Consider the following 22,631-nt stretch of genomic DNA (forward strand, 5'->3'; position numbering starts at 1 on the left):
AATTTAAGCACGAAGGTTCTAAAATCAAGTATTTTTTGAGTGAGAATTTATCCTCAGGAATAAATTTTATTGCATCAGAATTTTCATAAAGCTATTTAAAAAGATTGAAAATGATTAAAACTTAAATTATTATTACAATAAAAGAGCAAATTTATATGGAACAAAAAGCAAAAATTCTATATATCGAAGATAATTTAGATACTCAAGAACTAATCAAAATTTTTCTTCGCCCACTGGCTGAAGTCGATTGCAGCATAAATGCTGAAAATATTCTTCAGCTTTTATCAGAAAAAAACTATGATCTGATTCTTCTTGACATTAACCTTCCAGGAAAGATTGATGGAACAGATGCAATTAAGTTAATAAGGAGAGATGAGCGATTTAAAGATATTCCGATTATTGCCGTTACTGCTTACGCAATGATTGGTGATAGAGAAAAGTTTTTGAATATGGGTTGCAATGAATACATAGCTAAACCATTCTTCAAAGAGGAACTAATAAACAAAGTAAAACAAATTCTTAACCAAAAACTTCAAGAAAAATCTTAATATCAATCATAAGAATTAAGGAAGCGAATAATAATTTTAATACTCTGATATTTGACCTGTGAGTAAAATTAGCTCCCCACCTTGCTGATATAAATGTACCTAATCCTGCAGGAATTGCTGCCAGTAAAAAAACAAAACCTAATGTGAAAGGATAGTTTAATTCTAATTTCAACCCATTGTAAACATAAGACAAAGTTGCTGACAAAGCTGAAAAGATGATGATCAAATTGCTTGTTCCAATTGACTTTTTAAATTTTAATTTAAATAAATAGTGCAAAACTGGAACGGCAATAATACCTCCACCAACTCCAGCAAACGCTGAAAGTGATCCAACTAAAATCCCTAATAACGGTGCAAGGAAATATGAATATTTCCAGAGCTCATCTGAGTTATGGTCGTCTGGATTTTTGTCTGTTAATAAACGAATGGTCACCAAAATCAAAACAAAGGCAAAAATCATTTTCAAAGTTCTTGCATCGAGTTTTATTGCCAGAAATGAAAGAAAGAAACCTGACAGAACCGCAAACGAACCGACCAGAATTCCCATTGTCACATCAATATTCTTGTTCTTCAAATGAGTAAAAGCACCAGAGCTTGAAGCAAGAACTGAAGCAAAAAGACTTGTACCAATTGCATACTTTGGAATTAATTCAGCAGGGAAATTGTGATAACCAAAGAGAAAAAGAAATGATGGAACCATTATCACTCCACCACCGATCCCAAAAGCACCTGCTATAAAACCAACAAAAATTCCAAGTACAAGATAGCCAAGAATTACAAGTATATATATCATTTTGCAGACAATATTTTATTATAAAGTTTACTATCACTCAGAAGCGAAATTGCAACTTTAACATCCTCGTCAAATTGTTTTAATACTTTCATTTGTAATTCAGAATTTTTCGTTTGATTGGCGATCTCTGCAACTAGATAAGAGTAGATAATCTCTTCATTCGATAGAATTTCTAATTTCAAATCAAACTTTGTATTCTCATAAATATTTTTAAGTTCATCGAGAAGCTTTTTTTGATTTCCGTTCGCTTCTATTTGTTGAATTAATTCTTTTAATTCTTTCTTGTAACCGGGTTCGTAGCTAAACTTTGCATTTTCAAGATATTTAATAAACTTTGATATCAGATCATTCTTACTTAAAGAATTAAGATTTAAATTTTTATCAGGCAAAATCTCTTCCGAAACAAATTTGAAAAACATTCCCTTATTCAAAAGTTCAGTTAGAACTTCAGGCTTACCGTTATGTTTAACAATTGTATCAGGTGTAACTCCACCATCTCCATAAACTTTTCTTTTATTCTTAGTATAGAAAACTTTAATCGAATCTGTCTTAGCCTTTATTACATCATCAATCTGATTAAGATAATCTAGTCTTTGAATACATCTGCCACTCGGTGTGTAATATCTTGATGTTGTAAGTTTTAGACTTGCATTATAAGGTAAAGGAATAATAGTTTGAACTAAACCTTTTCCAAATGATTTTGAACCAATGATAATACCTCTATCAAGATCTTGGATTGTTCCAGCTACAATTTCACTTGCAGATGCAGAATTTTCATCTATTAAAACTGCAAGAGGGACATTGCCTAATTGTGGAGTTGTTCTAGAATAAAACTCTTGTTTGGACTCTTCGGTGCGTCCTTTTGTAAAAAGTAATAATTCGCCTTTTGGAACAAAGAACTCAAGCAATTCAATTGCACTTTGAAGTAGTCCGCCAGGATTACTTCTTAAATCTAAAACTACTCCTTTCAATTTACCTGAATTCTTAGCCTCTTTAATCTTTTCAAAAAATTCTTCACTGACGCGTTTAGAAAATCTATCGACTTTGATGTAATAGATACCATCTTCTTCATCAACAAAATTTGCAAGAGAAATATTTTGAACTTTTATTTCTTCTCGTATAAGGTGAAATTCCAAAATTTTGTTTTCACCAGCTCTCTTAATTTTAAGTTTAACTTCTGTTCCCGGTTTTCCTCTTACTTTAAAGGTAAGTTTGTTTATGTTTTGAGGAGTAACTTCTTCATCATCGATTGCCAAAATTATATCACCAACTTTAATTCCCTGTCTCTGAGCTGCATATCCTGGCATCACTTCCATCACGGTAAGTTCTCCTCCTTTGGAGTCAATTAAAATCCCGATACCTCCATACTTACCAGTTGAAAGCAAATCAATTTCACCTTTTTCAGTTTCATCGAAAAAATTGGAAAAAGGATCTAATCCTTCAAGCATTCCATTAATTCCCCTTTTCATCAAATTCGCTGGAGAAACATCATCAACATAATTCGAAACTATTTCTTTATAAGTTGAGCCAAAAAGCTCAATGCTTCGCATTATTTCGAAATATTCATCAGCTTGGTTTAAAATAAAACCTGTTACAAATGAAAAAATCAAAATCAAATAAATATATTTTCTTTTCATATTAATCCTTTAAGGCTGATTAGTTTATCGGTGAAAATTTGAACAATTTTTTTGTGAATTTCATCGGGCGAACCAAGTCCATTTATAACTTTAAATCTTTCTGGTTCTCTCTTTTGAATTTCCAGATAACCTTCACGAACTTTTTCAAAAAATTCTTTTCCCTGTGATTCAATTCTATCGGGTGAAAGATTTGAAAGATTTTTTCTCCGCAAAGATTCTTCAAATGGTATATCGATGAAATAGGTTAGATCGGGAATACAATTATCTATTGCAATTCGATGAATCGCATAGACGTCTTCCAGATTAATATTTCGCCCAGTTCCTTGGTATGCAGTTGTTGAATCATGAAATCTATCAGAAATAACTATGTAACCTTCATTTAATTTTGGAATGATTACTTCTCTAACTAACTGAGCACGACTCGCCGAGAAAAGGAAAATTTCACATTCTTTGAACATATTAAAATTTTCTTTTGAAAGAAGGATATTCCGAATTTGTTCAGAAAGTTTTGTGCCCCCTGGTTCACGAACAACAATAACTTTAAAGTTTTGTTCTCGAAGATAATTCTCTAATAACTTTACCTGAGTAGTTTTTCCTGAAGCGTCTATTCCTTCAAATGTGATAAACATATTTTATTTTCTTACAATTAATTTAAACTGTTTTGGAAAGTAATCTAAAACTTTTACACCATAAGGCAAATTGAATTCAGGTTTGATTTCTTCTGAACTCAAAGAATATTTCTGGAAATCCACTGTAACCTTGATTGAATCTGGCTGTAAACTTCCAAGTATGTTAATTCCTCCTCTTAACTTTGCATCAATGAATGAGGGCAAAAGAATCACATCTCTATTTTTCGGAACATTAATCAAGTCAATATGAATCTTTTCAAAATCTCTATCTACAATTTGCTGAACATCAAAAGAAACTTTAACAGGATATTTTTCATAGATAAGCAAGTTTGGTAATGTATCGATAACCTTCGTTTCAACTGAAACGAATTCAGATAACTGTTGCAAGTTAATTAACTCCGTAGGTAATGAGTCAATTTTTGCTAACAATCTTCGAGAGCCTTTAATCCAAATTGATTCCGGTTCAACTTTGATAGGTGAAACTATATCGTATCCATCTTTAAGTGTAAAATTCAATCGTGGATAAATTTTAACTTTTTTTTCGATTGCAATGTGAAAGCTAATTCTTATTACATCAGGTTGGATACTTAAAATTCTCACATCACCTGGGAAACCCAATAAATCTCCGGTGATATTGTTTGTTGGATAAACAAAATTATCAACAGGCTCTTTTATCTTTAATATAAATTTCGAATCCTGAAAGTACTTGATTTTTAGAAGGCTCCAGCCAGACGCTTTTAATAGAATTTCAAGATTTTCCGGTAAATCACCTTCAATTGCAAAATTTCCTTCGGGGAGTTCTACTTTGACTGGAATGTTTATTTTCATTGAGTATTCTTCACTCAAAGAGATAGCTCCCCAAAAAAGAAAAGCAATAAAAACAAAAATGATAAAAACAGAAAATTCCTTTTTCATACAAAAAACTCCACAAAAATGTGGAGTTCATAATTGATTTTTCAAAAAGTCAGGTTAATTATTCACATTAATTCTTTGAAGAAATTCAGGAGAGTTGATTTATTAGCCCTCGAGATTTCCCTTCCATAGATGGGAAATCCTTTGGTCTTTCGGGCGAGTCGTCTCAGCTCTTCAACTGTCATCCCTTCAAGTTGATTATAATCAAGCGTTTTAGGATCGACTTCTTCTTTTTCAATAGTTTCCGCAGCATCAAAAAGATTTGGCTCTGATTTCGGTTTTCGACCTCTCCTTTTCACTTGGGTAGAAGGATCTGGTGTTTCCGCATCTGCTTTTCTGACAGCATTATCAAAAACTACCAGATCAGTTTGATCATCAGGTCTAGGAATCACATGAACGGAAATTAATTGGCCAACTCTTTGAGCAGCAGCTGCACCTGCATCGACTGCAGCTTTAACAGCAGCAGTTTCTCCCATAATTTTAATTGTGACCAAACCACCTTTAGCATATTCTTTGCCAATCAACTGGACATTAGCCGTTTTAGTCATTGCATCGGCGGCTTCAATTGCGCCGACAAGTCCTTTAGTTTCGATCAATCCTAATGCTAATTCCATTGTAAAAAATAATTATTGTTTAGGTCTTTTTGGGAGAATTAATTCGACATCGGCATGAGGTCTTGGGATGACATGAACTGAGACAAGTTCACCAACTCTCTGAGCAGCAGCGGCACCGGCATCAGTTGCGGCTTTGACTGCTCCCACATCGCCGCGAACCATAACGGTGACATAACCACCGCCAATAACTTCTTTTCCAATGAGTTCAACTTTCGCGGCTTTAACCATTGCGTCTGCCGCTTCGATCGCACCAACTAAACCTTTGGTTTCGATCATTCCGAGTGCGTCTAAAGTCATATTTTTATGCTCCATATTTTTTTGTAAAAATAATTTAGAATTTTCTCTTTGTCAATTACTTTGATAAAATAAATTTATTAATGTCATCTAAATTTATTTTTCTTTCACTTCAAAAATAACAAATCCCAGTGAATCAATATTAAATATTTTATCAGCAGGACGGCCCATTCTCTCTTGATCAATATTAAATTTTCTGCCAATTACAGAATTAATATCAAGCTCATAATTTTTAAGTTCATCTACGAAATTTAGATCAATTGATTTCTGATTCTGATCAAAGTTAAAAAAGGCAACAATACCTTTCCCGTTATAAATATTCTTGAAAGCTAAAACTTTATCATTTATAATTACTGGTTCAATCTTTCCCAGAGACAAAAATGGATTTCTCTTTCTCAACTCAATTAATTTTTTGAAAAAGCTAAAATGCTCGTTTGCATCTAAATTATCAGGCCAATTTATTTCTGTTTTTTCAAATAAAGATGAAAATCTTTTTTCACCAACTTCCTGACCTGCATGGACAAGCGGAACACCATTAATTGCAAAGACAATAGCTGCAGTAATAAATGAACCATCATAACCAAAAATCTCTGCAGCTCTAACTTTGTCATGATTCTCATTAAATCTCATTCTCAAAGAATTTTTAGGAAACGTATAGTTCTCAAGCTTAATTGTATTTAAGATTTTCTGAGGCGAAATTTTACCATCAAGCATCGGTTTGAATAAATCATAAATATTCCATGAATAAGTCATATCAAATGCTTTCAGATGATGCTCGGGCAAAGTTCCTTCAGATAACCAGAATTGAGGTTTAATTCTTTCAAGTTCGGTTCGCGCATTTTCCCAGAAATCTGTCGGTACGAGTTCACTAACATCAAATCTAAATCCATCAATATCAAATTCTTTTACCCAATATTTCAACATTTCGATCATATAAGCTCTTAATTCTGGATTATCATAATTGAAATCAACTACATCAGTCCAATCTGAATTAGGCGAAATTAAATTACCGCTTTGGTCTTTAGTAAACCACTCAGGATGCACTTTAACTAATTCATTATCCCATGAACAATGATTTAATACTTCATCAATGATAACTTTAAATCCCAGTTTATGAGCCTCATTGACAAAATTTTTAAAATCTTCTTTTGTTCCATACTCGGGATTTATCTCATAATAATCTTTGACCGAATAGGGACTACCAAGTGTCCCCTTTCTTTTTAATTCTCCAATTGGATGAATTGGCATCAACCATAAAGTTGTAACTCCAAGTTTTTTTATCTGAGGAAGCTTTTTGGTTAATGCTTTAAAAGTACCTTCTTTTGTAAATGCTCGTGGGAAAATTTCATAGATTATTCCTGATTTCACCCATTCGAGTGATTGTCTTGAATTCTGTATGGAATATTCAGTTAAAAATAGATCTTCTTCCGTTTTGTAATGTTTTATAGAAACAGATTTGTAAATACCACCGGGACCGCCATGATCAGAAACTAATACTGCAAGGAAATTTTTTCCTTTCTTAATTTTATCTTTAATGTCAAAGTAAAAGCTTTCACTGTAACCTTGATGCTCTCCGAGAAATTTATTATTTAACCAGACCTTTGCATCATCGTCGATTGCATCAAAGAAAATAGCAATGTTTTCACTTCCACTTTCAAAATCAAGATTGAATTCTTTGAAATACCAAACCCAACCATCGAATTGTCTTCCTGTTTGATTTTCAAACAATCCAGGAACAAGAATTTCTCCGTCAGGAATAATTTTACCTTGCTGAAACCAATATTGCTCGATACCAATTTTTTTATCGTCAAATTTATAATTCCACTTACCATCAAGTTTTATTTGTTTATTCATATCCTGTCCCGAACAATTTATCAAATAAAAGATTAGATTAAAGAAAATATAAATGATGAATTTATTTGATTTCATCTAAGTACTCCTGTAAAATTATTCGTGCTGAAAATTGATCTACTAATGATTTGTCCTGTCTTTTCTTTTTTGATTTGACTGATTCTAAAATTTGCTGCTGAGCAATATATGAAGTTAATCTCTCATCTCGTTTAATTATTTCGCAATTAGTTTTTCTTGATAATTTTGAGACAAACATATCAACTTTATTGCAAATCTCAGATTTCGTCCCATTCATATTTAATGGGTAACCAATTACAATTTTTGAAACACTGTTTTTTGAGATTATATCAACAATTTTTTCAATCGCTTTTGCATCATTTTGAATTGTTGGGAGTGGAGAAGCTAAAGTATTGGTCGGATCGGAGAGAGCTAAGCCAATTCTTTTGCTGCCGTAATCAATACCTAAAACTCGTCCCATAATTTAATTAGAAACCTCAAAACGCTCGACTGTTTCAATGCCTGTAATTTTTCTCAATCTTTCAATTATTCGATTTAAATGTTCAAGGTTTTTTACACTTACGCTAATTGTTCCATAGAAAATGTTTCGATGAGATTGAATATTCACACTTTTAATATTGGTGTTTTGCGTATTTACAATTGTTTGAGAAATTTCACTTAACATTCCTGGTCTATCTTCACCAATAATTTTAATGGCGGCAATGAAATAATTTCCATCCGTATTTGGCCAATTAACTTCAATAATTCGACCTTCATGAAATTTCATTAGTCGATCAAGGTTCTTACAATTTTTTCGATGAATTTTAATTCCTTCACCTCTAGTAATAAAACCAAGAATTTCATCACCAGGAATTGGATTACAACACTTCGCAAAATTATGGAGAATATCTAACTTATCACCTGCAATTAAAACACCTCCAACCTGTGCTCGAGTCGAATCAGCAAATTTCTCGAAATCTAATTTTTTTGCTTCTTCTTCTAATGTAATCTTTTCCGTTTCCGTTTTATGAACCAGAATTTGTTCAACATCAACCGAGCCTGCAGCCACTGCCTTGAAGAACTCATTTAGATTATCAAACTTATGCTTATGAACAAGTTTTAGCAGATCATCATTGTTAATGTGGATTTTTAATTTTTTTAGAACTTTTGCAAAAAGATTTTTTCCTTCTTCAACCTGTTTATTTTCCTGCTGACGAATCCATTTTCTGATTTCCTGTTTTGCTTTTGATGTAACAACAAATTTTTCCCAGCTTCTATTCGGAGTTTGATTTTTCGAAGTTATAATCTCAACTTGATCACCGCTATTTAACTTTGTATCAAGAGGTACAATCTTTCCGTTAACCTTTGCACCAATACAATGAAAACCAACTTTGGTATGAATTTGAAAAGCAAAATCGACTGGTGTTGCTCCTTTAGGCAGAACTTTTAAATCACCCTTTGGTGTGAAAACAAAAATTTCATCTTGATAAAGATTTAACTTAAAGCTTTCAATAATATCTCTATTTGCTTCTTCACGACTTGATACATTTTCGAAAATATCTCTTATCCAATCAACCCACTCTTCTATTTCTTTATCAGTTGGCTTATATGAATTTTTATATTTCCAGTGAGCTGCAACACCTTTTTCAGCAATTTCATGCATTCGCCTTGTTCGTATTTGGATTTCAACCATTTTTCCGTCTGGACCTACAACAGTTGTATGAAGCGATTGGTAATTATTCGATTTTGGTAATGCTATGTAATCATGAAGTCGATCGGGAACAGGACGATAAATTTGAGTTATAATACCAAGAACATTATAACATTCATAAATATTTTCAGTATCCAGAATTATTCGAATTGCAAATAAATCATAAATTTCCTCAAAGCTTTTCCCGCGATTAATCATCTTACGATAGATTGAATAAAAATGCTTTGGTCTTCCTTCTATTTCATACTTTAATCCCTCTTCGTCTAACTTTTGTTTTATCGGTGCAATTGTCTTTTTGATATAAGCTTCTCTTTCCCGTCGAGTAGCTTTTAATTTCTTTCTGATATCTTCATAAGCTTCAGGATCAAGATATTTGAAAGATAAATCTTCAAGTTCCCATCTGATTTGTGCAAGTCCAAACCTGTGAGCAAATGGGACATAAATTTGCATTGTCTCTTTTGCTATTCGAATCTGTTTTTCACGCGAAAGAAACTCGAGTGTTCTCATATTATGCAGACGGTCAGCGAACTTTACAAGAATCACTCTAATATCTTTAACCATTGAAAGAAGAAGTTTTCTGTAATTTTCTGCTTGACTTGCATCGTGATCTCGAATAACGCCGCCAATTTTTGTCACACCATCAACAATCTCAGCAACTGTTGGATTGAAATGTTGAACTAATGTCTCGTAAGTGATTTCTGTATCTTCCAATACATCATGAAGTAATGCGGATGCAATTGAGATATCATCTAAAGGGATTTCTTTTGCGATAATCATCGCAACTTCGTAAGGATGATCAAAGTAAGGTTCACCCGAGGCACGTAGATCATTTTTATGCGCTTCTAGTGCAAACTCGAAAGCATTTCGAATTAATTTCTCATCGAAGGTACCGAGATTTTTTTTGCAAACCTCGATGAGATTGTTATACATTTTTTGGTATTTATTGCTAAACATAAAAATCCAGATTTCAACTATAATTTAATAACATATTATTTAGAATCAACATCAATTACGAAGCAAATAAGATCAAGTTCCTGAGGTAGGATTGATATTGGCGGGATAAGATTAAGTTTTAAAGCTTAATGATTATCAATTAGATTAAAAAGTACCAAATGTTCGATCACCTGCATCACCCAGACCGGGAAGAATATATCCTCTATCGTTCAGAGTTCTATCGAGCGAAACCGCAAAGATTTTTACATCCTTGTGTTCTGTTGAAACTTTATTAACTCCCTCGGGAGCGGCTACGAGGCAGACAAGTGTAATATCCTTTGCACCTCTTTCTTTCAAAAAGCTAATTGCAGCTGAGGCACTCCCTCCAGTTGCAAGCATTGGATCAATAACTAAAACCTTAGCTCTTTTAATGTTTTTTGGGAGTTTCAAGTAATAATCAACTGGTTTTAGTGTTTCTTCATCTCTATACAAACCAATATGCCCCACACTTGCGTCCGGGATCATCTCAAGAAATGGATCAACAAGGGTTAAACCTGCTCTTAAAATTGGAACAATTACAACTTCATGATTTAATTTATAACCCACCGTTTTTTCGAGAGGTGTTTGAACTTTAATTTCCTTCAATTCAAAATTTTTTGTGACTGCTGTCACAAGAACTGATGAAATTCTTTTAATTGCGTTTCTAAACTCGAGCGGTGTTGTATTTTTATCACGGAGAATTGTCAAATCTCTTTTTGCAAGTGGATGATCAACAATGGTTAAATTTTTTAGTTTCATTTTATTCCTCTGATTTTTTTGCTAAGATTGATAAAGTTTCAATCAATGGAGTAAGAGTAGGAGTGTAAATAAAATTAGTATCGTAAAATTTTGTAATGGGTATATTATTTTTTATCGCAAATGAGATAAGATTAGCTTTTCCAATAATATCTTCACCACCAATTAAATTAGCGCTGATTATCTTTTTGGTATCTTTTTGAAATTTTATTTTAATGAGATGCTTTGTTCCACCTGGCATTATCTTAATCTTTGAATTTCCGATATGTGAAACTTCACTCCATTTGAAATTTTCATTTTCGATTTCATCAATTGTCAATCCGACGAGTGCAACATTTAAATCAAAAAATCGAAATCCAATATTTCTTACGACCAAATCAAAAGTTTCAAAACCTCCTGCAGCATTAGCACCAGCTATATGTCCCTGATTGTGAGCAATACTTGCAAGCGGTAGCCATCTTGGTTTCTTTGTAATAAATTCTTTTACGCCGCAGCAATCACCGGCTGCATAAATATTATCATCAGATGTTTTTTGTTTTTCATCAACTTTGATTGAACCACACGGAGAATTCAAAGACAGATTTGCTGCTTTTGCAAGTGAATTATTCGGTTCAAATCCTATGGTAATTAAAACAAAATCTACATCGATTTGCTGATTGTTTATTTTAACTTTAATTACTCTGTCATCTTTTTCAATGGGTTTAATGTCAGCAGCATCTGGAATAAAGGTGATCCCTTTTTCATTTATCTTTTCAAGAATTAGTCTGCGTATTTCATAATCGAATCCAGGTAAGGGCAGATTAGATGTATCGGCAATAAAAATTGATTTTGAAATTTTTTTAATAAACTCAAGTGACTCAAGTCCAGTATAACCTGCGCCAATTACAAGCGAAGTATCAACTGAATTATTTTTCAGAAAAGTTTGAATAGCTTTTACATCATAAACCGTTTTAAGATAAAAAACATTTTTTAGACCTGCTCTGAATTGAGGATGAAATTTCTTCATCGAACCTGTGCATAAGATTAATTTGTCATAATCATCTTCAAACACTTTTTGAGTTTGCAAATCTCTCACATAAATTTTTTTCTTATGTTTATCAATTGATTCGACACGATGTCTGATTTTGACTTTCACACCTTTTTCTTTTTCAAAAGTTTCTGGAGAGAAGAAAATTATTTTATCTAAAGTTTCAACTTCCCCTGTGAGCACATAAGGAATTTCACAGGTTCCAATAGAAATATAATCCCCCGCTTCGTAAAGTATAACTTCATTATCTGGGTTGGTTCGTTTAGCTTTAGCCGCAGCAGCTGGACCTGCAGCACTACCACCAATTACAATTATTTTACGCTTAAAAAAATTCATTTTCTTTTAAACACTAAAGTTAGAGGAACGCCTTCAAACCCAAACTCTTCACGAATTTTATTTTCGATAAATCTTTTAGTGTGATCTTGAATATATTTAGGCTCATTTGTGAAAAAAGCAAAAACAGGTGGTCCACTTTTCACTTGAGTACCATACTTGATTTTAATTTCTTTCCCTGTCGGTGTTGAAGGTAATGAAATGTTTCTAAAGGTTCTTTCAAGAAAATCGTTCAGTTGACTTGTTGAGATTTTTTTACTCCACTCATCAAGAATCTTTAATGCCATTTCAATGACTTTGTAAATTCTTTGTCTTGTAAGTGCAGAAATAAAGACAATAGGAATATAGTTGAATTCACCTAAAATTTCCTTGAGAGCAACTTCAAATTTTCGGGCAGTCTTGTCATCCTTCTCAATCAAATCCCATTTATTAACTGCGATTATTATTCCTCTTTTTCTTTTAATTGCCTCGTTAATTATTCTCATATCTTGTTTTTCAATTCCTTGAGTTGCATCAATCAATACAATCGCCACATTGCATCTATCAAGGGCTTTAAGAGTTCTTAAGACGCTAAAAAATTCAATGCTTTCAGCAATTTTACTTCTTCGTCGTAAACCAGCTGTGTCAATTAAAGTTATTTCTCTTCCATAGTATTTAATTTTAGTATCAATTGCATCTCTTGTCGTTCCCGGAATATCAGTTACGATATGTTTATCGTATCCTAAAATTGCATTGACGAAAGATGATTTGCCGACATTTGGTTTTCCGACTACCGCAAATCGCGGTGTTTCCTCTTTTTCTTCGAGGATTTCGAGGTTTTCTGGGAAATCTTTTGTTAGAATATCAAGGAAATCACCAATCTTTCTACCAAGTTGAGCAGATATGGTGTAAATTTTATCAAAGCCTAGTTCATAAAAATCTGCTGATAAACTTTCTCTTTCTTCGTTATCAACTTTGTTTACTACAACATAGATTGGTTTATTGGATTTTCTCAGAAGATTTGCAATCATTTTATCGACAGGAGTTACACCATCGATTGCATCTAAGAGGAAAATTATCGCATCGCTTTCTTGCAACGCAGCGTTGATTTGTTCGGCAATTGCTTTTTGGAATACATTATCTGAATCGGGAACAAAGCCGCCAGTATCAATTAAATTAAAAACTTTTCCACACCATTCAACTTCGCCATAATTGCGATCTCGTGTAACTCCAGATGTTGGGTCAACAATTGCTTCCCTTTTTCCTATCAGACGATTAAATAATGTTGACTTGCCAACATTAGGTCTTCCGACTATTACAACTACTGGTATCTTCATAATTTTTTCAAATTTAGAAATTAAAATTATTTTTAAGAAATGTTTTGGAATTGGTTATGATATTCTTAGTCTATCTAAGGAAATTTCACCCATAAATTATAACAGAAGCCTCCTGGCTTCTATTAAATCTTATTCTAAGATTGTCGAAAGGAATGTCATCCGTTCGGGATTTTACCTTTGGTGTGCTTTTGTCCTTTTCTATAATAATTTCATCCATTCTGGATTTAATTATTTAGGCGGCACATAATTCTTTCAATAAATAGGTCGTCGCTACGCGACTTTATTTTTAGCTGTTCAACATTTTTCCTCTCAAAGAAGGTTCAGAGATGTATTTAAAGTGTTATTCGTCAATTGTAACTAAAGCCTCCTGACTTCTGTTAATCTAATCCCGAACTTGTTTAAGGATGACAATATAACTTAATGATCCCCGCATCCTAAGGTACCAAATAATGCGTTTTTGAATTTATTTATGGATAGTATCAAAAGAATCAGAATATCTTTAGCGAATTAAAAGTAAATCATACTGAATTTGCAATATTAAATAAACCTAGCTTTGGCCTTGAAAAACAGAGATTCAAGATACGAATAGAAAAAAATTTGGAATTCTTTTTAATGAATTTCAAAAATTTCGAAAGATCAAGATTTACTTCTTCAACTTTGCATCAAAATTCTTGAGGTAAAGAGGTTCAAGGTAGGAATAATTTTCACAATAGTATTTTTCTGGATTTGATTTTACCAGCAATGCACCATAATAAGCATTATTTTTTAAAGATATCAATCTAACTGTTTCACTAAATTCTTGAAATATATTTTTTATTTTTTCATCAAATATCAAATATTCAAAATGATGAACATAATTTTTGAGCTCATCAAAAGACATTAATTCGAAAGAATCAAGTTGAGTAAATCCTTCTTTTTGAACCGCAAAAGCACCAAAATAAAATTCATTTTTTCGTGAAGGTATTAAAATGGCGCATTTACCATCTATCTTTTCTTTTGAAACAGCTTGTTTTAAAAATTCTTCAAAATTAGTATAACCATATAATTTTAGATTGGCACCGAATACAATCCCTTTCGCAATTGAAAGTCCAACACGCAAACCTGTAAAAGAACCAGGACCAAGATTTACACAAACACCATCCAAATCTGAAAATTTTAATCTGGAACTTTCCATTAAATGCTTTATTTCAGGTGAAATTAGTTCAGCATGTCGTTTGTTTCCTTCGGATTCAAAATAAGATATCATTCTATCGTCTTCGACCAATGATAAACTTAATACATCAGATGCGGTACTTATTGATAATAGTTTCATAATTTTTTGATAGAAATTTTTCTTTGGTTTTCTATTTCACCAAGTTCAATTTTAACTTCAATTGTATCTTTTGGTAAAATTTCGGGGAACATATCTGCCCATTCTATCAGACAAATGCTTTCATCATTAAAATAATCTTCATAACCTATATCATACAGTTCCTCGATATTCTTTATTCTGTAAAAATCAAAATGATAAATTTTGTACTTGCCATTGTATTCGTTGATGATAGAAAAAGTCGGACTTAATGGATTTTGTTCAGCATTTAAACCTGCGCAAATTCCTTTAACAAAAATTGTTTTCCCAGTTCCAAGATTTCCAATCAATGCAACGATATCGCCTGGTTTCAATTCAGAGGAAAAATCTTTTGCTATCTCAAATGTTTCTTCTGGAGAGTTAGACACTAGGAATTTTAAGTTCAATTTGGCTTAACCTTTTATTTTGGTTCAAGTGTTATTACTGGCAAGATCATTTCTTCCATTGAGATTCCACCATGTTGAAAAGTATCTTTATAAAGATTTAAATATTTACTGTAATCAGTGGGGTAAACAAAGTAATAATCTTCTTTAGCGATGATATAACTAATAGTTAATCCTCTTCTGGGTAATTTGTATTCTTGTGGATTTCTAATATAAACTGCTTGTTTTTCCTCTGCCTTTAAATTTCGTCCAAATTTGTAACGGAGATTTGGAAGGGCTTCACGATCGCCTAAAACTTTTGCACCATGCATACACCTTACACTTCCGTGATCAGTAGTTATAACAATTCGAGTTTTTTTGCTTGTCGAAAGTGTTCTCAAAGCTCTAAGCAATGAGGAATGTGTAAACCAACTTTTTGTTAATGAAAGATAAGCTTGTTCATTTGGAGCGATTTCTTTTAATATTGTTGAATCAGATCTGGAATGAGCAATCATATCTAAATAATTTACCACGACTGCAACCAGATTGTGATCTATGAGAGATAAAACATTTTGCTCAAAGTTTCTTCCATATTCAGGATCAATGAGTTTCAAATATTTTAATTCAGTCTTGAGATGAACTCTTTTTCTTTCGAGTAATTTTTCCAGCAATTCTTTTTCAAAACGATTATGAGAAGTTTCATCGTCATTTCCATGTGTCCAGAGTTCTGGGTAATATCTTTCAATTTCTGATGGGAATAGTCCAGCAAAAATGGCATTTCTTGAGTATGGAGTTGAAGTGGGAAGAATTGAGTAATAAGAAAACTTTTTAATGTTAAAATAAGGTCTCAGCATTTCTTCCATTACCAGCCATTGATCATATCTCATACAATCAAGCACGAAGAAGAATACATTGTAACCATTTTTTAATAATGGAATAACTGATTCCTGCACGACATCAATTGATAATAACGGACGGTCTTCTTCAGAATTAATCCAGTGTTTGTAGTTTCTTTCAATATATTTTGAAAATTCTCTGCGAGCTTCTTTCATCAATTCATCAAAAGTAGATTGTAAGTTGAGTTCCGGATGTTCTTGAAGTTCAAGACTCCAGTTAATAAGTTTTAGATAAATTTCAATCCAATCTTCAAAATCTGGTTGTTCAAGTAATCTTCTTGAGATATAATTGAAATCCTGGATGTAATCTTTGGAAACGAATTGTGCAGCAATTTCTTTTTTCTCTAAAAACTTTTTACAAACTAATAGAACTTGATTTGGTTTTATTGGTTTTAAGAGATAATCACTGATTTTGCTTCCAATGGCTTCTTCCATCAAAGTTTCTTCTTCATTTTTTGTAATCATCACAACAGGTATCGAAGGATTTATTTCTTTGATTCTGGATAAAGTCTCCAGTCCTCCCATTCCTGCCATCATTTCATCAAGTAAAATTAAGTCATATTGATTTTGAGAGATCATTTCAAGAGCATCTTCACCGTTAGTAGCGGTATCCACTGCATAACCTTTCTCATTTAAGAATAAGATATGAGATCTTAAAAGTTCAATTTCGTCATCAACCCAGAGAAGTTTTCCTTTGTTCATAAATTTCCCTTTATGCTAAAAAAAATTAATTAAAAAACTTTCTGATAACCCACATAATTAACGAAAGTAAAATACTCAGTAAAATCATTGAGGTAATTGGAAAGTAAAACTTAAAATTTGGTTTTTCAATAACAATATCACCTGGCAGCCTGAACAAGGGAAGTTTGCTTAAATAAGGAAATAAAAAACCAATAAGTAAAAATCCAATGCCGATTATTATAAAAACCTTCTGCAAGTTCATCTTCACCTCCGCCTATCATATTGTTGTATAAACAAGTGGTAAAGGTTCTGGTTTCGATTCAGAAATTTCAATTGAATTTAAAAGTTTCTGAGTAAAATATTCAGCGATATTTTTATCGGTTCGGATTTCTGCTAATAATTCACCTTTTTTTATTTCGTCTCCGATTTTTTTGAAAAAGATAAAACCGGCTTTAGGATCAATTGTATCGGTGTATTTCATTCTTCCGGCACCGAGTTCAATTCCAAGCATTCCAATTGAAAATGTATCCATCAGCGAAATAAATCCATCTCGATTTGATTTTACTTCAATTCTATATTTTGGTTCAGGATATTTTTCCAGATTTTCAATGTAGCTGACATCACCAGATTGACTTTCAACAATTTCTAAGAATTTCTGATAAGCCTTTCCATTAGAGATTAACTTTTTTGAAATTTCAACACCTTCATTAATGTCTCTTGATTTTCCTCCAAGATAAATCATTGTCCCGGCAAGCAAGTGGCAAAGTTCGGTTAAATCATTATGGATTTCATTCTTTAAAATTTTTACAGACTCATAAACTTCCAGCCAATTGCCGACATAATTTCCAAGCGGTTGATTCATATCAGTGATATAAGCAATCGTTTTCACTCCAAATGCTTCAGAAATATTTTTAAGATTTACAGCAAGATTTTTTGAATCATCAAGACTTTTCATAAAAGCACCATTTCCTGTTTTCACATCTAGAACAAGGCTATTGATTCCTTCAGCTAATTTTTTGCTCATAATGCTTGCACAAATAAGCGGAATAGATTCAACAGTACCAGTTACATCACGCAGAGCATAAATTTTTTTATCAGCCGGTGCAATTTCTTTTGTTTGACCGATTAAACACGCACCAATTTTATCAACAATTCTTATAAATTCTTCTTTTGATAAATCGGTTCTAAAACCCGGAATTGCTTCGAGTTTATCGAGTGTACCGCCTGTGTGACCTAATCCTCTTCCGCTGATCATTGGGACTTTAACTCCAGCTGCGGCAGCGATAGGTGCAATAATCAAAGATGTTTTATCGCCTACTCCTCCAGTAGAATGCTTATCTACTTTTAGGTCTTCAATATGAGATAAGTTAAGCACTTCTCCACTGTATAACATCGTGTGAGTCAAAGCGACTGTTTCTTCAGAGCTCATACCATTAAAATAAATAGCCATTAAAAAAGCTGACATTTGATAGTCAGGTATTTCGCCGGTTAAGAAACCATTTACAAAAAATTTAATTTCATCTTCGGTCAATCTTTGACCATTTCTTTTTTTAATAATGATTTCGACAGGATTCATAATTTCCGCTCAATAATTGAGTTGAATTGAGGTTGGTTGCTCCTCCAGGCGTTTGACAACTTTTTCAAAAAACTTTTTCCATTTTTCTGTATCGGAATTATAGTATTCAAGTGTTTTATTGACTATAAATTGATTTACTTTATAGACATTGTAAACTGAGTCTCGAGCTTTTATGTAACCAGAGTCATTGCCTCTGTAAATTTCTTTTAAGATGAGTAGATCTGCATAAAGATTTACAAAATCTTTTTCTTCAATCCTGTAATTAGATTTACAATTAAAAAGTGATATTGATAAAAACAGGATAAGAATAACTTTTTTCATAATTCGTCTACAATTTTTTACTGGCTTCGAAAAGTATTCTTTTTTCTTCGTCCGTTAAACTTTGATAGCCGTACTTGCTAATTTTATCTAAAATTCTATCAATTTCTTCCTGATCGACTTCATCAATCCTCCTTTGTTCATCTGCTTTTTCTTCAACTTCATAAAATTCTACATCTTTGTATCTCGAATTTGTTGACCTGTAAAATTTCATCTTTCTACGATAGATTAAGTCATCAATTAATCCGTCGAGTGAAAAATTAAATTTTCTCTCAATTAAAATATAAAGTAAGCCGACGAAAGCTCCACCTATGTGCGCAAGATGAGCGGTTAAAGAAAGATCACCAACTGAAAAAAGTTCAATCAAAATCATGAAACCAATTAGATACATTGCAGGAATTGGAATGAAGAAATAAAGGTAAATTGGTCTTCGCGGGAATAAAACTGCATAAGCCATCAATAAACCATAAATTCCGCCTGAAGCACCAACTGTTGGACCGACCGCACCTTCAAAAATTGGAGATAAAAATAATTGTGTAAGTCCAGCTCCAATTCCACATGTTAGATAATACACTAAAAATTTTCTTGAACCCCAGACATTTTCGAGTTCTGTACCAAACATCCATAAATATAACATATTGAATAAAATGTGAGAAAAACTGCCATGCATAAATTGAAAAGTTATAATTTGCCAGATTCTAAATCCTTCGCCAATTGGCATAAGGGCAAAATACTTAACCATATAACTTTCTAATGTATGCGGTCGGCCGAAAACATCAGTAAAATAAAATTGACCGAGAAAAATTTGAAGAAGATATACAATACCATTAATAATCATTAAATACTTTATTACAGGCGGAAAAAAAGAAAACCCACCGAACAAACTCGGACGATAATATCGATCATTATAACTCATTTCTTTTCCTCATTTTCATAAACAAAAAATAATAAAAAATTTTGTAATAATACTGATGATTAAATTTTTGAAATAAAAATTCTTATCGTGCAATTTGAAATGCTGAAACAGATTTCTTACAAAAATTTAGTCATGTTCCAGTGTTCAAGCTTTTTAGTACAATAAATTAAATTTCTTTTAAAAAATTGTATAAAACTTTTTAGTCGAATAGTTTTTTTCGTTTAGAATATAAAACCAAAGAAGATAAGTGGTGAAAGTTCATTATTGAAAATTATCTTAACTGACAATAAATCGAAATAAATTTCATCGGTAAAATTATTTTTGTTTAAGGAAAATAAAAAAGAACACAGAAGCCACATAAGAGGGGGATTTGGGCTTTAGGGGTATTTTTAGGTGGGTGTGGCTTCTGTGTAAAAATCATTATTTCAAATCCGTTAATGCTGCAACACCAGGTAAAACTTTACCTTCAAGAAATTCAAGTGATGCACCACCACCTGTTGACACATGTGAAACTTTGTCTTCCAAACCTGCTTTAGAAATAGCTGCTGCACTATCACCACCGCCAACTATTGTAACAACTCCCTTTTGTGTTGCATCTGCAAGCGCTTTAGCAATTTCAAAAGTTCCTTTTGCAAAATTATCGAACTCAAATACTCCCATCGGTCCATTCCAGACTACAGTCTTAGAATTATCAATGTATGACTTAAAAAGTTCAACCGTTTTCGGACCGATATCTAAACCCTGCCATTCAGGTTTAATAGAATTGATATCTACAACTTCAGACTTAGCATCGTTACTGAATGAATCTGCAATGACCACATCAACTGGTAGAACGATATTTACATTTTTAGTTTTTGCATTTTCCAAAATTTCTTTTGCCATCTGGATTCTATCTTCTTCAAGCAAAGATTTGCCAATTTCAAGACCCATTGCTTTGAAGAAAGTAAATGCCATTCCGCCACCGATTAAGAGATTATCAACCTTGTTCATTAAATTCTGAATAACATCAATTTTACCTGAAATTTTTGCGCCACCTAAAATTGCAGTGTAAGGTCTTTCAGGATTTCCGACGGCTTTATAAAGATACTCCAGTTCCTTTTGCATTAAATATCCTGCAGCATTCTCTTTGAAATATTTTGTAACTCCTTCAGTTGAAGCATGAGCTCTATGGGCACTACCGAAAGCATCGTTGATATAAAGGTCACCGAGTTCAGCTAATTTTTTTGCAAATTCTGGATCATTCTTTTCTTCTTCTTCGTGGAAGCGAAGATTTTCAAGCAATAAAACCTCACCATCCTGTAAAGCGTCTGCCATTTTCTTTACTTCTTCACCAACACAATCTGGAGCGAATTTGACTTCTTTTCCTATTAACTGACTGAGTCTTTCGGCTACAGGTTTTAAGGAATATTTTGGATTTGTTTTTCCTTTTGGTCTGCCGAGATGACTCATTAAAATCAATCTGCCACCATCATTAATAACTTTCAAAATTGATGGAAGTGAAGCCCGAATTCTTGTATCGTCTGTAATATTTAAGTTTTCATCTAATGGTACATTGAAATCAACCCGCATTAAAACTTTCTTACCTTTAAGCTGGAGATGATCAATTGTTAGTTTATTCATTTTGACCTCTAATTTTTATCCAACATTTATTCACAAATTTACAAAAAATTTTTCTGTGAATTTTTACTAAATGATGAGTTGCATTAATACTTATAATAAAGACTTAAGGAATTAAATTACAAACTGAAATACATTTTATATTCAAATGGATGAGGCATAGTAGCAATTGATTTAATTTCTTCTTCTTTTAATTTTATCCATTGTTGGATTAAATCATCTGAAAATACATTATCTCGCTTTAAAAACTCATTATCATCTTCAAGTGCATCCAAAGCCTCAGATAAATTTCGTGGAAGAAAATGAATCTTCTTGTCTTTTTCAAGGTCAAAGATATTTGTATCAAATGGTCCAAAACCTTCTTCAGTTGGATCAATCTTATTTATAATGCCGTCTATTCCAGCCATTAACATTGCACTGAAACATAAGTACGGATTTGCAGTCGCATCGGGTGGACGATATTCCATTCTTGTAAACTGCGGATTATTCACATACTTAGGAATTCGAATTGCAGATGAACGATTTGCCTGACCAAATGTAATTGCAACAGGTGCTTCAAATCCTGGAACAAGTCGTTTGTATGAATTTGTACTAGGATTTGTAAATGCACAAAGAGCATTTGCATGCTTGAGTAATCCGCCAATGTAGTAAAGTGCAAGTTTGCTCAAATTGCCATACTTACCTTTTTCGTAAAAAACATTTTTTCCTTTCTTTGTTAAAAATTGGTGAACATGGAGCCCATTCCCTGCTTGATGAAACATTGGCTTAGGCATAAAAGTGACGAAAAGATTCTTCAATCTTGAAAAATTGAAAAGAGTATATTTGGTGAGAATGGTCTTATCAGCAGCTTCGAGCAAATTCATAAAATAAGTTTCAATTTCTTGTTGACCTCTTTCTCCAACCTCATGATGATGATATTTTACCTTTATTCCGAATTTTTTGAGATATGCACAGGCTTCATCTCGAAAATCGTCATATATGTCGAATGGATTGGCAGCGTGATAAGCATTAGTAAAAAATTCTTCTGCATGTTCTACATGATAATAAGAAGAAGCAGTACGGGTATCATATTCAACTTTTGAAAAAATATAAAATTCAAACTCAGGTCCCCACCATGATAAATCAGCAATATTGTATTTTTTTAAAATTGATTCAGCTTTAGATGCAACATACCTTCCATCCTGGTTAAATCTACTTCTTGCTTTATCAGTTAAATGAATATTTGCAAAGAAACTTAGTGTTTTCATTTCTCGAAATGGGTCAATCACAGCAGTAGATAAATCAGGAATTAATATCATATCGCTGCTTTCAACTTTTGAGAAGCGATAACTTGATCCATCAAAGCCTACACCATTGTATACTATTTCGTCAAGAGTAACCTCAGAAAGAGGAAGAGATACATGATGAAGCCTGCCAATCAAATCAACGCATTTAAGATCAATTATTTCAATTCTGTGTTGTTTGATAAATTTATTTAATTGATTCAATTGTGTTTTTAAGTTCATAAAGTTACTCTTTAATTTTTTA

At 32.5% G+C, this 22,631-nt stretch carries 22 protein-coding genes; 1 reads left to right on the top strand and 21 read right to left on the bottom strand.

Features of this window, described 5'->3' with window-relative positions:
* The first annotated feature begins 155 nt into the window (after positions 1–155).
* Positions 156–548 carry a response regulator gene (locus HPY57_02095; protein ID NPV10569.1) on the top strand — a complete coding sequence of 131 codons (393 nt, stop codon included), beginning with the start codon at positions 156–158 and terminating at the stop codon, positions 546–548.
* Here the strand turns inward: HPY57_02095 and HPY57_02100 are convergent.
* The 21 genes from HPY57_02100 to glnA form a co-directional block, all read right to left on the bottom strand.
* Positions 520–1,341 carry a sulfite exporter TauE/SafE family protein gene (locus HPY57_02100; protein ID NPV10570.1) on the bottom strand — a complete coding sequence of 274 codons (822 nt, stop codon included), beginning with the start codon at positions 1,339–1,341 and terminating at the stop codon, positions 520–522. The genes HPY57_02095 and HPY57_02100 overlap by 29 nt on opposite strands.
* Positions 1,338–2,978, bottom strand: coding sequence for a S41 family peptidase (locus HPY57_02105; protein NPV10571.1), 1,641 nt, complete (start codon positions 2,976–2,978; stop codon positions 1,338–1,340). The genes HPY57_02100 and HPY57_02105 overlap by 4 nt, the downstream gene beginning before the upstream one ends.
* Positions 2,975–3,607: a dTMP kinase gene (gene tmk / locus HPY57_02110; protein ID NPV10572.1), complete on the bottom strand. Its 633-nt coding sequence runs from the start codon at positions 3,605–3,607 to the stop codon at positions 2,975–2,977. Before tmk ends, HPY57_02105 begins: the two co-directional genes overlap by 4 nt.
* 3 nt (positions 3,608–3,610) lie before the next feature.
* Entirely contained in the window at positions 3,611–4,522 is a 912-nt protein-coding gene (locus HPY57_02115; GenBank protein ID NPV10573.1) for a YbbR-like domain-containing protein, read from the bottom strand.
* A 62-nt stretch (positions 4,523–4,584) separates the two neighbouring features.
* The gene (locus tag HPY57_02120) at positions 4,585–5,133 is read right to left on the bottom strand and encodes a BMC domain-containing protein (GenBank protein NPV10574.1); all 549 of its coding nucleotides are present in this window, start codon (positions 5,131–5,133) and stop codon (positions 4,585–4,587) included.
* A 12-nt stretch (positions 5,134–5,145) separates the two neighbouring features.
* Complete coding sequence (gene eutM, locus HPY57_02125; protein NPV10575.1) at positions 5,146–5,430, bottom strand: ethanolamine utilization microcompartment protein EutM; 285 nt, start codon at positions 5,428–5,430, stop codon at positions 5,146–5,148.
* A 93-nt stretch (positions 5,431–5,523) separates the two neighbouring features.
* Positions 5,524–7,356: a family 10 glycosylhydrolase gene (locus HPY57_02130; GenBank protein NPV10576.1), complete on the bottom strand. Its 1,833-nt coding sequence runs from the start codon at positions 7,354–7,356 to the stop codon at positions 5,524–5,526.
* Entirely contained in the window at positions 7,343–7,756 is a 414-nt protein-coding gene (gene ruvX, locus HPY57_02135) for a Holliday junction resolvase RuvX (protein ID NPV10577.1), read from the bottom strand. Before ruvX ends, HPY57_02130 begins: the two co-directional genes overlap by 14 nt.
* Before the next feature lie 3 nt (positions 7,757–7,759).
* Positions 7,760–9,946, bottom strand: coding sequence for a bifunctional (p)ppGpp synthetase/guanosine-3',5'-bis(diphosphate) 3'-pyrophosphohydrolase (locus HPY57_02140; GenBank protein ID NPV10578.1), 2,187 nt, complete (start codon positions 9,944–9,946; stop codon positions 7,760–7,762).
* Between the two features lie 138 nt (positions 9,947–10,084).
* Positions 10,085–10,717 carry a uracil phosphoribosyltransferase gene (gene upp, locus HPY57_02145; protein NPV10579.1) on the bottom strand — a complete coding sequence of 211 codons (633 nt, stop codon included), beginning with the start codon at positions 10,715–10,717 and terminating at the stop codon, positions 10,085–10,087.
* Between the two features lies 1 nt (position 10,718).
* On the bottom strand, positions 10,719–12,077 hold the full coding sequence (locus tag HPY57_02150; protein NPV10580.1) for an FAD-dependent oxidoreductase: 1,359 nt from the start codon (positions 12,075–12,077) through the stop codon (positions 10,719–10,721).
* Complete coding sequence (der, locus tag HPY57_02155; protein NPV10581.1) at positions 12,074–13,390, bottom strand: ribosome biogenesis GTPase Der; 1,317 nt, start codon at positions 13,388–13,390, stop codon at positions 12,074–12,076. The genes HPY57_02150 and der overlap by 4 nt, the downstream gene beginning before the upstream one ends.
* Positions 13,391–14,033: 643 nt before the next feature.
* On the bottom strand, positions 14,034–14,702 hold the full coding sequence (tsaB, locus tag HPY57_02160; GenBank protein NPV10582.1) for a tRNA (adenosine(37)-N6)-threonylcarbamoyltransferase complex dimerization subunit type 1 TsaB: 669 nt from the start codon (positions 14,700–14,702) through the stop codon (positions 14,034–14,036).
* Positions 14,699–15,124: a tRNA (adenosine(37)-N6)-threonylcarbamoyltransferase complex ATPase subunit type 1 TsaE gene (gene tsaE / locus HPY57_02165; protein ID NPV10583.1), complete on the bottom strand. Its 426-nt coding sequence runs from the start codon at positions 15,122–15,124 to the stop codon at positions 14,699–14,701. Before tsaE ends, tsaB begins: the two co-directional genes overlap by 4 nt.
* Positions 15,125–15,138: 14 nt before the next feature.
* The gene (locus HPY57_02170) at positions 15,139–16,698 is read right to left on the bottom strand and encodes a bifunctional response regulator/alkaline phosphatase family protein (protein ID NPV10584.1); all 1,560 of its coding nucleotides are present in this window, start codon (positions 16,696–16,698) and stop codon (positions 15,139–15,141) included.
* Positions 16,699–16,723: 25 nt separating this feature from the next.
* Positions 16,724–16,933 (bottom strand): DUF2905 domain-containing protein, encoded by a 210-nt coding sequence (locus tag HPY57_02175; protein ID NPV10585.1) that lies wholly within the window; start codon positions 16,931–16,933, stop codon positions 16,724–16,726.
* A gap of 21 nt (positions 16,934–16,954) precedes the next feature.
* Positions 16,955–18,253 (bottom strand): thymidine phosphorylase, encoded by a 1,299-nt coding sequence (locus HPY57_02180; protein ID NPV10586.1) that lies wholly within the window; start codon positions 18,251–18,253, stop codon positions 16,955–16,957.
* 9 nt (positions 18,254–18,262) lie between these two features.
* Complete coding sequence (locus HPY57_02185) at positions 18,263–18,574, bottom strand: DUF4296 domain-containing protein (protein NPV10587.1); 312 nt, start codon at positions 18,572–18,574, stop codon at positions 18,263–18,265.
* 7 nt (positions 18,575–18,581) lie between these two features.
* Positions 18,582–19,487, bottom strand: a complete 906-nt coding sequence (locus HPY57_02190; protein ID NPV10588.1) for a rhomboid family intramembrane serine protease — start codon at positions 19,485–19,487, stop codon at positions 18,582–18,584.
* Between the two features lie 420 nt (positions 19,488–19,907).
* Positions 19,908–21,107, bottom strand: a complete 1,200-nt coding sequence (locus HPY57_02195; protein NPV10589.1) for a phosphoglycerate kinase — start codon at positions 21,105–21,107, stop codon at positions 19,908–19,910.
* A gap of 116 nt (positions 21,108–21,223) precedes the next feature.
* Positions 21,224–22,609 carry a type I glutamate--ammonia ligase gene (gene glnA / locus HPY57_02200; protein NPV10590.1) on the bottom strand — a complete coding sequence of 462 codons (1,386 nt, stop codon included), beginning with the start codon at positions 22,607–22,609 and terminating at the stop codon, positions 21,224–21,226.
* Positions 22,610–22,631: the final 22 nt, after the last annotated feature.

Source organism: Ignavibacteria bacterium (assembly GCA_013177855.1).
Lineage (GTDB): Bacteria > Bacteroidota > Ignavibacteria > Ch128b > Ch128b > Ch128b.

What these genes read in the sequence shown, in the direction of transcription:
- HPY57_02095 (NPV10569.1), top strand. Translation starts at nt 156, where the DNA reads ATGGAACAAAAAGCAAAAATTCTATATATCGAAGATAATTTAGATACT.
- HPY57_02100 (NPV10570.1), bottom strand. Translation starts at nt 1,341, where the DNA reads ATGATATATATACTTGTAATTCTTGGCTATCTTGTACTTGGAATTTTT.
- HPY57_02105 (NPV10571.1), bottom strand. Translation starts at nt 2,978, where the DNA reads ATGAAAAGAAAATATATTTATTTGATTTTGATTTTTTCATTTGTAACA.
- tmk (NPV10572.1), bottom strand. Translation starts at nt 3,607, where the DNA reads ATGTTTATCACATTTGAAGGAATAGACGCTTCAGGAAAAACTACTCAG.
- HPY57_02115 (NPV10573.1), bottom strand. Translation starts at nt 4,522, where the DNA reads ATGAAAAAGGAATTTTCTGTTTTTATCATTTTTGTTTTTATTGCTTTT.
- HPY57_02120 (NPV10574.1), bottom strand. Translation starts at nt 5,133, where the DNA reads ATGGAATTAGCATTAGGATTGATCGAAACTAAAGGACTTGTCGGCGCA.
- eutM (NPV10575.1), bottom strand. Translation starts at nt 5,430, where the DNA reads ATGACTTTAGACGCACTCGGAATGATCGAAACCAAAGGTTTAGTTGGT.
- HPY57_02130 (NPV10576.1), bottom strand. Translation starts at nt 7,356, where the DNA reads ATGAAATCAAATAAATTCATCATTTATATTTTCTTTAATCTAATCTTT.
- ruvX (NPV10577.1), bottom strand. Translation starts at nt 7,756, where the DNA reads ATGGGACGAGTTTTAGGTATTGATTACGGCAGCAAAAGAATTGGCTTA.
- upp (NPV10579.1), bottom strand. Translation starts at nt 10,717, where the DNA reads ATGAAACTAAAAAATTTAACCATTGTTGATCATCCACTTGCAAAAAGA.
- HPY57_02150 (NPV10580.1), bottom strand. Translation starts at nt 12,077, where the DNA reads ATGAATTTTTTTAAGCGTAAAATAATTGTAATTGGTGGTAGTGCTGCA.
- der (NPV10581.1), bottom strand. Translation starts at nt 13,390, where the DNA reads ATGAAGATACCAGTAGTTGTAATAGTCGGAAGACCTAATGTTGGCAAG.
- tsaB (NPV10582.1), bottom strand. Translation starts at nt 14,702, where the DNA reads ATGAAACTATTATCAATAAGTACCGCATCTGATGTATTAAGTTTATCA.
- HPY57_02170 (NPV10584.1), bottom strand. Translation starts at nt 16,698, where the DNA reads ATGAACAAAGGAAAACTTCTCTGGGTTGATGACGAAATTGAACTTTTA.
- HPY57_02180 (NPV10586.1), bottom strand. Translation starts at nt 18,253, where the DNA reads ATGAATCCTGTCGAAATCATTATTAAAAAAAGAAATGGTCAAAGATTG.
- HPY57_02185 (NPV10587.1), bottom strand. Translation starts at nt 18,574, where the DNA reads ATGAAAAAAGTTATTCTTATCCTGTTTTTATCAATATCACTTTTTAAT.
- HPY57_02190 (NPV10588.1), bottom strand. Translation starts at nt 19,487, where the DNA reads ATGAGTTATAATGATCGATATTATCGTCCGAGTTTGTTCGGTGGGTTT.
- HPY57_02195 (NPV10589.1), bottom strand. Translation starts at nt 21,107, where the DNA reads ATGAATAAACTAACAATTGATCATCTCCAGCTTAAAGGTAAGAAAGTT.
- glnA (NPV10590.1), bottom strand. Translation starts at nt 22,609, where the DNA reads ATGAACTTAAAAACACAATTGAATCAATTAAATAAATTTATCAAACAA.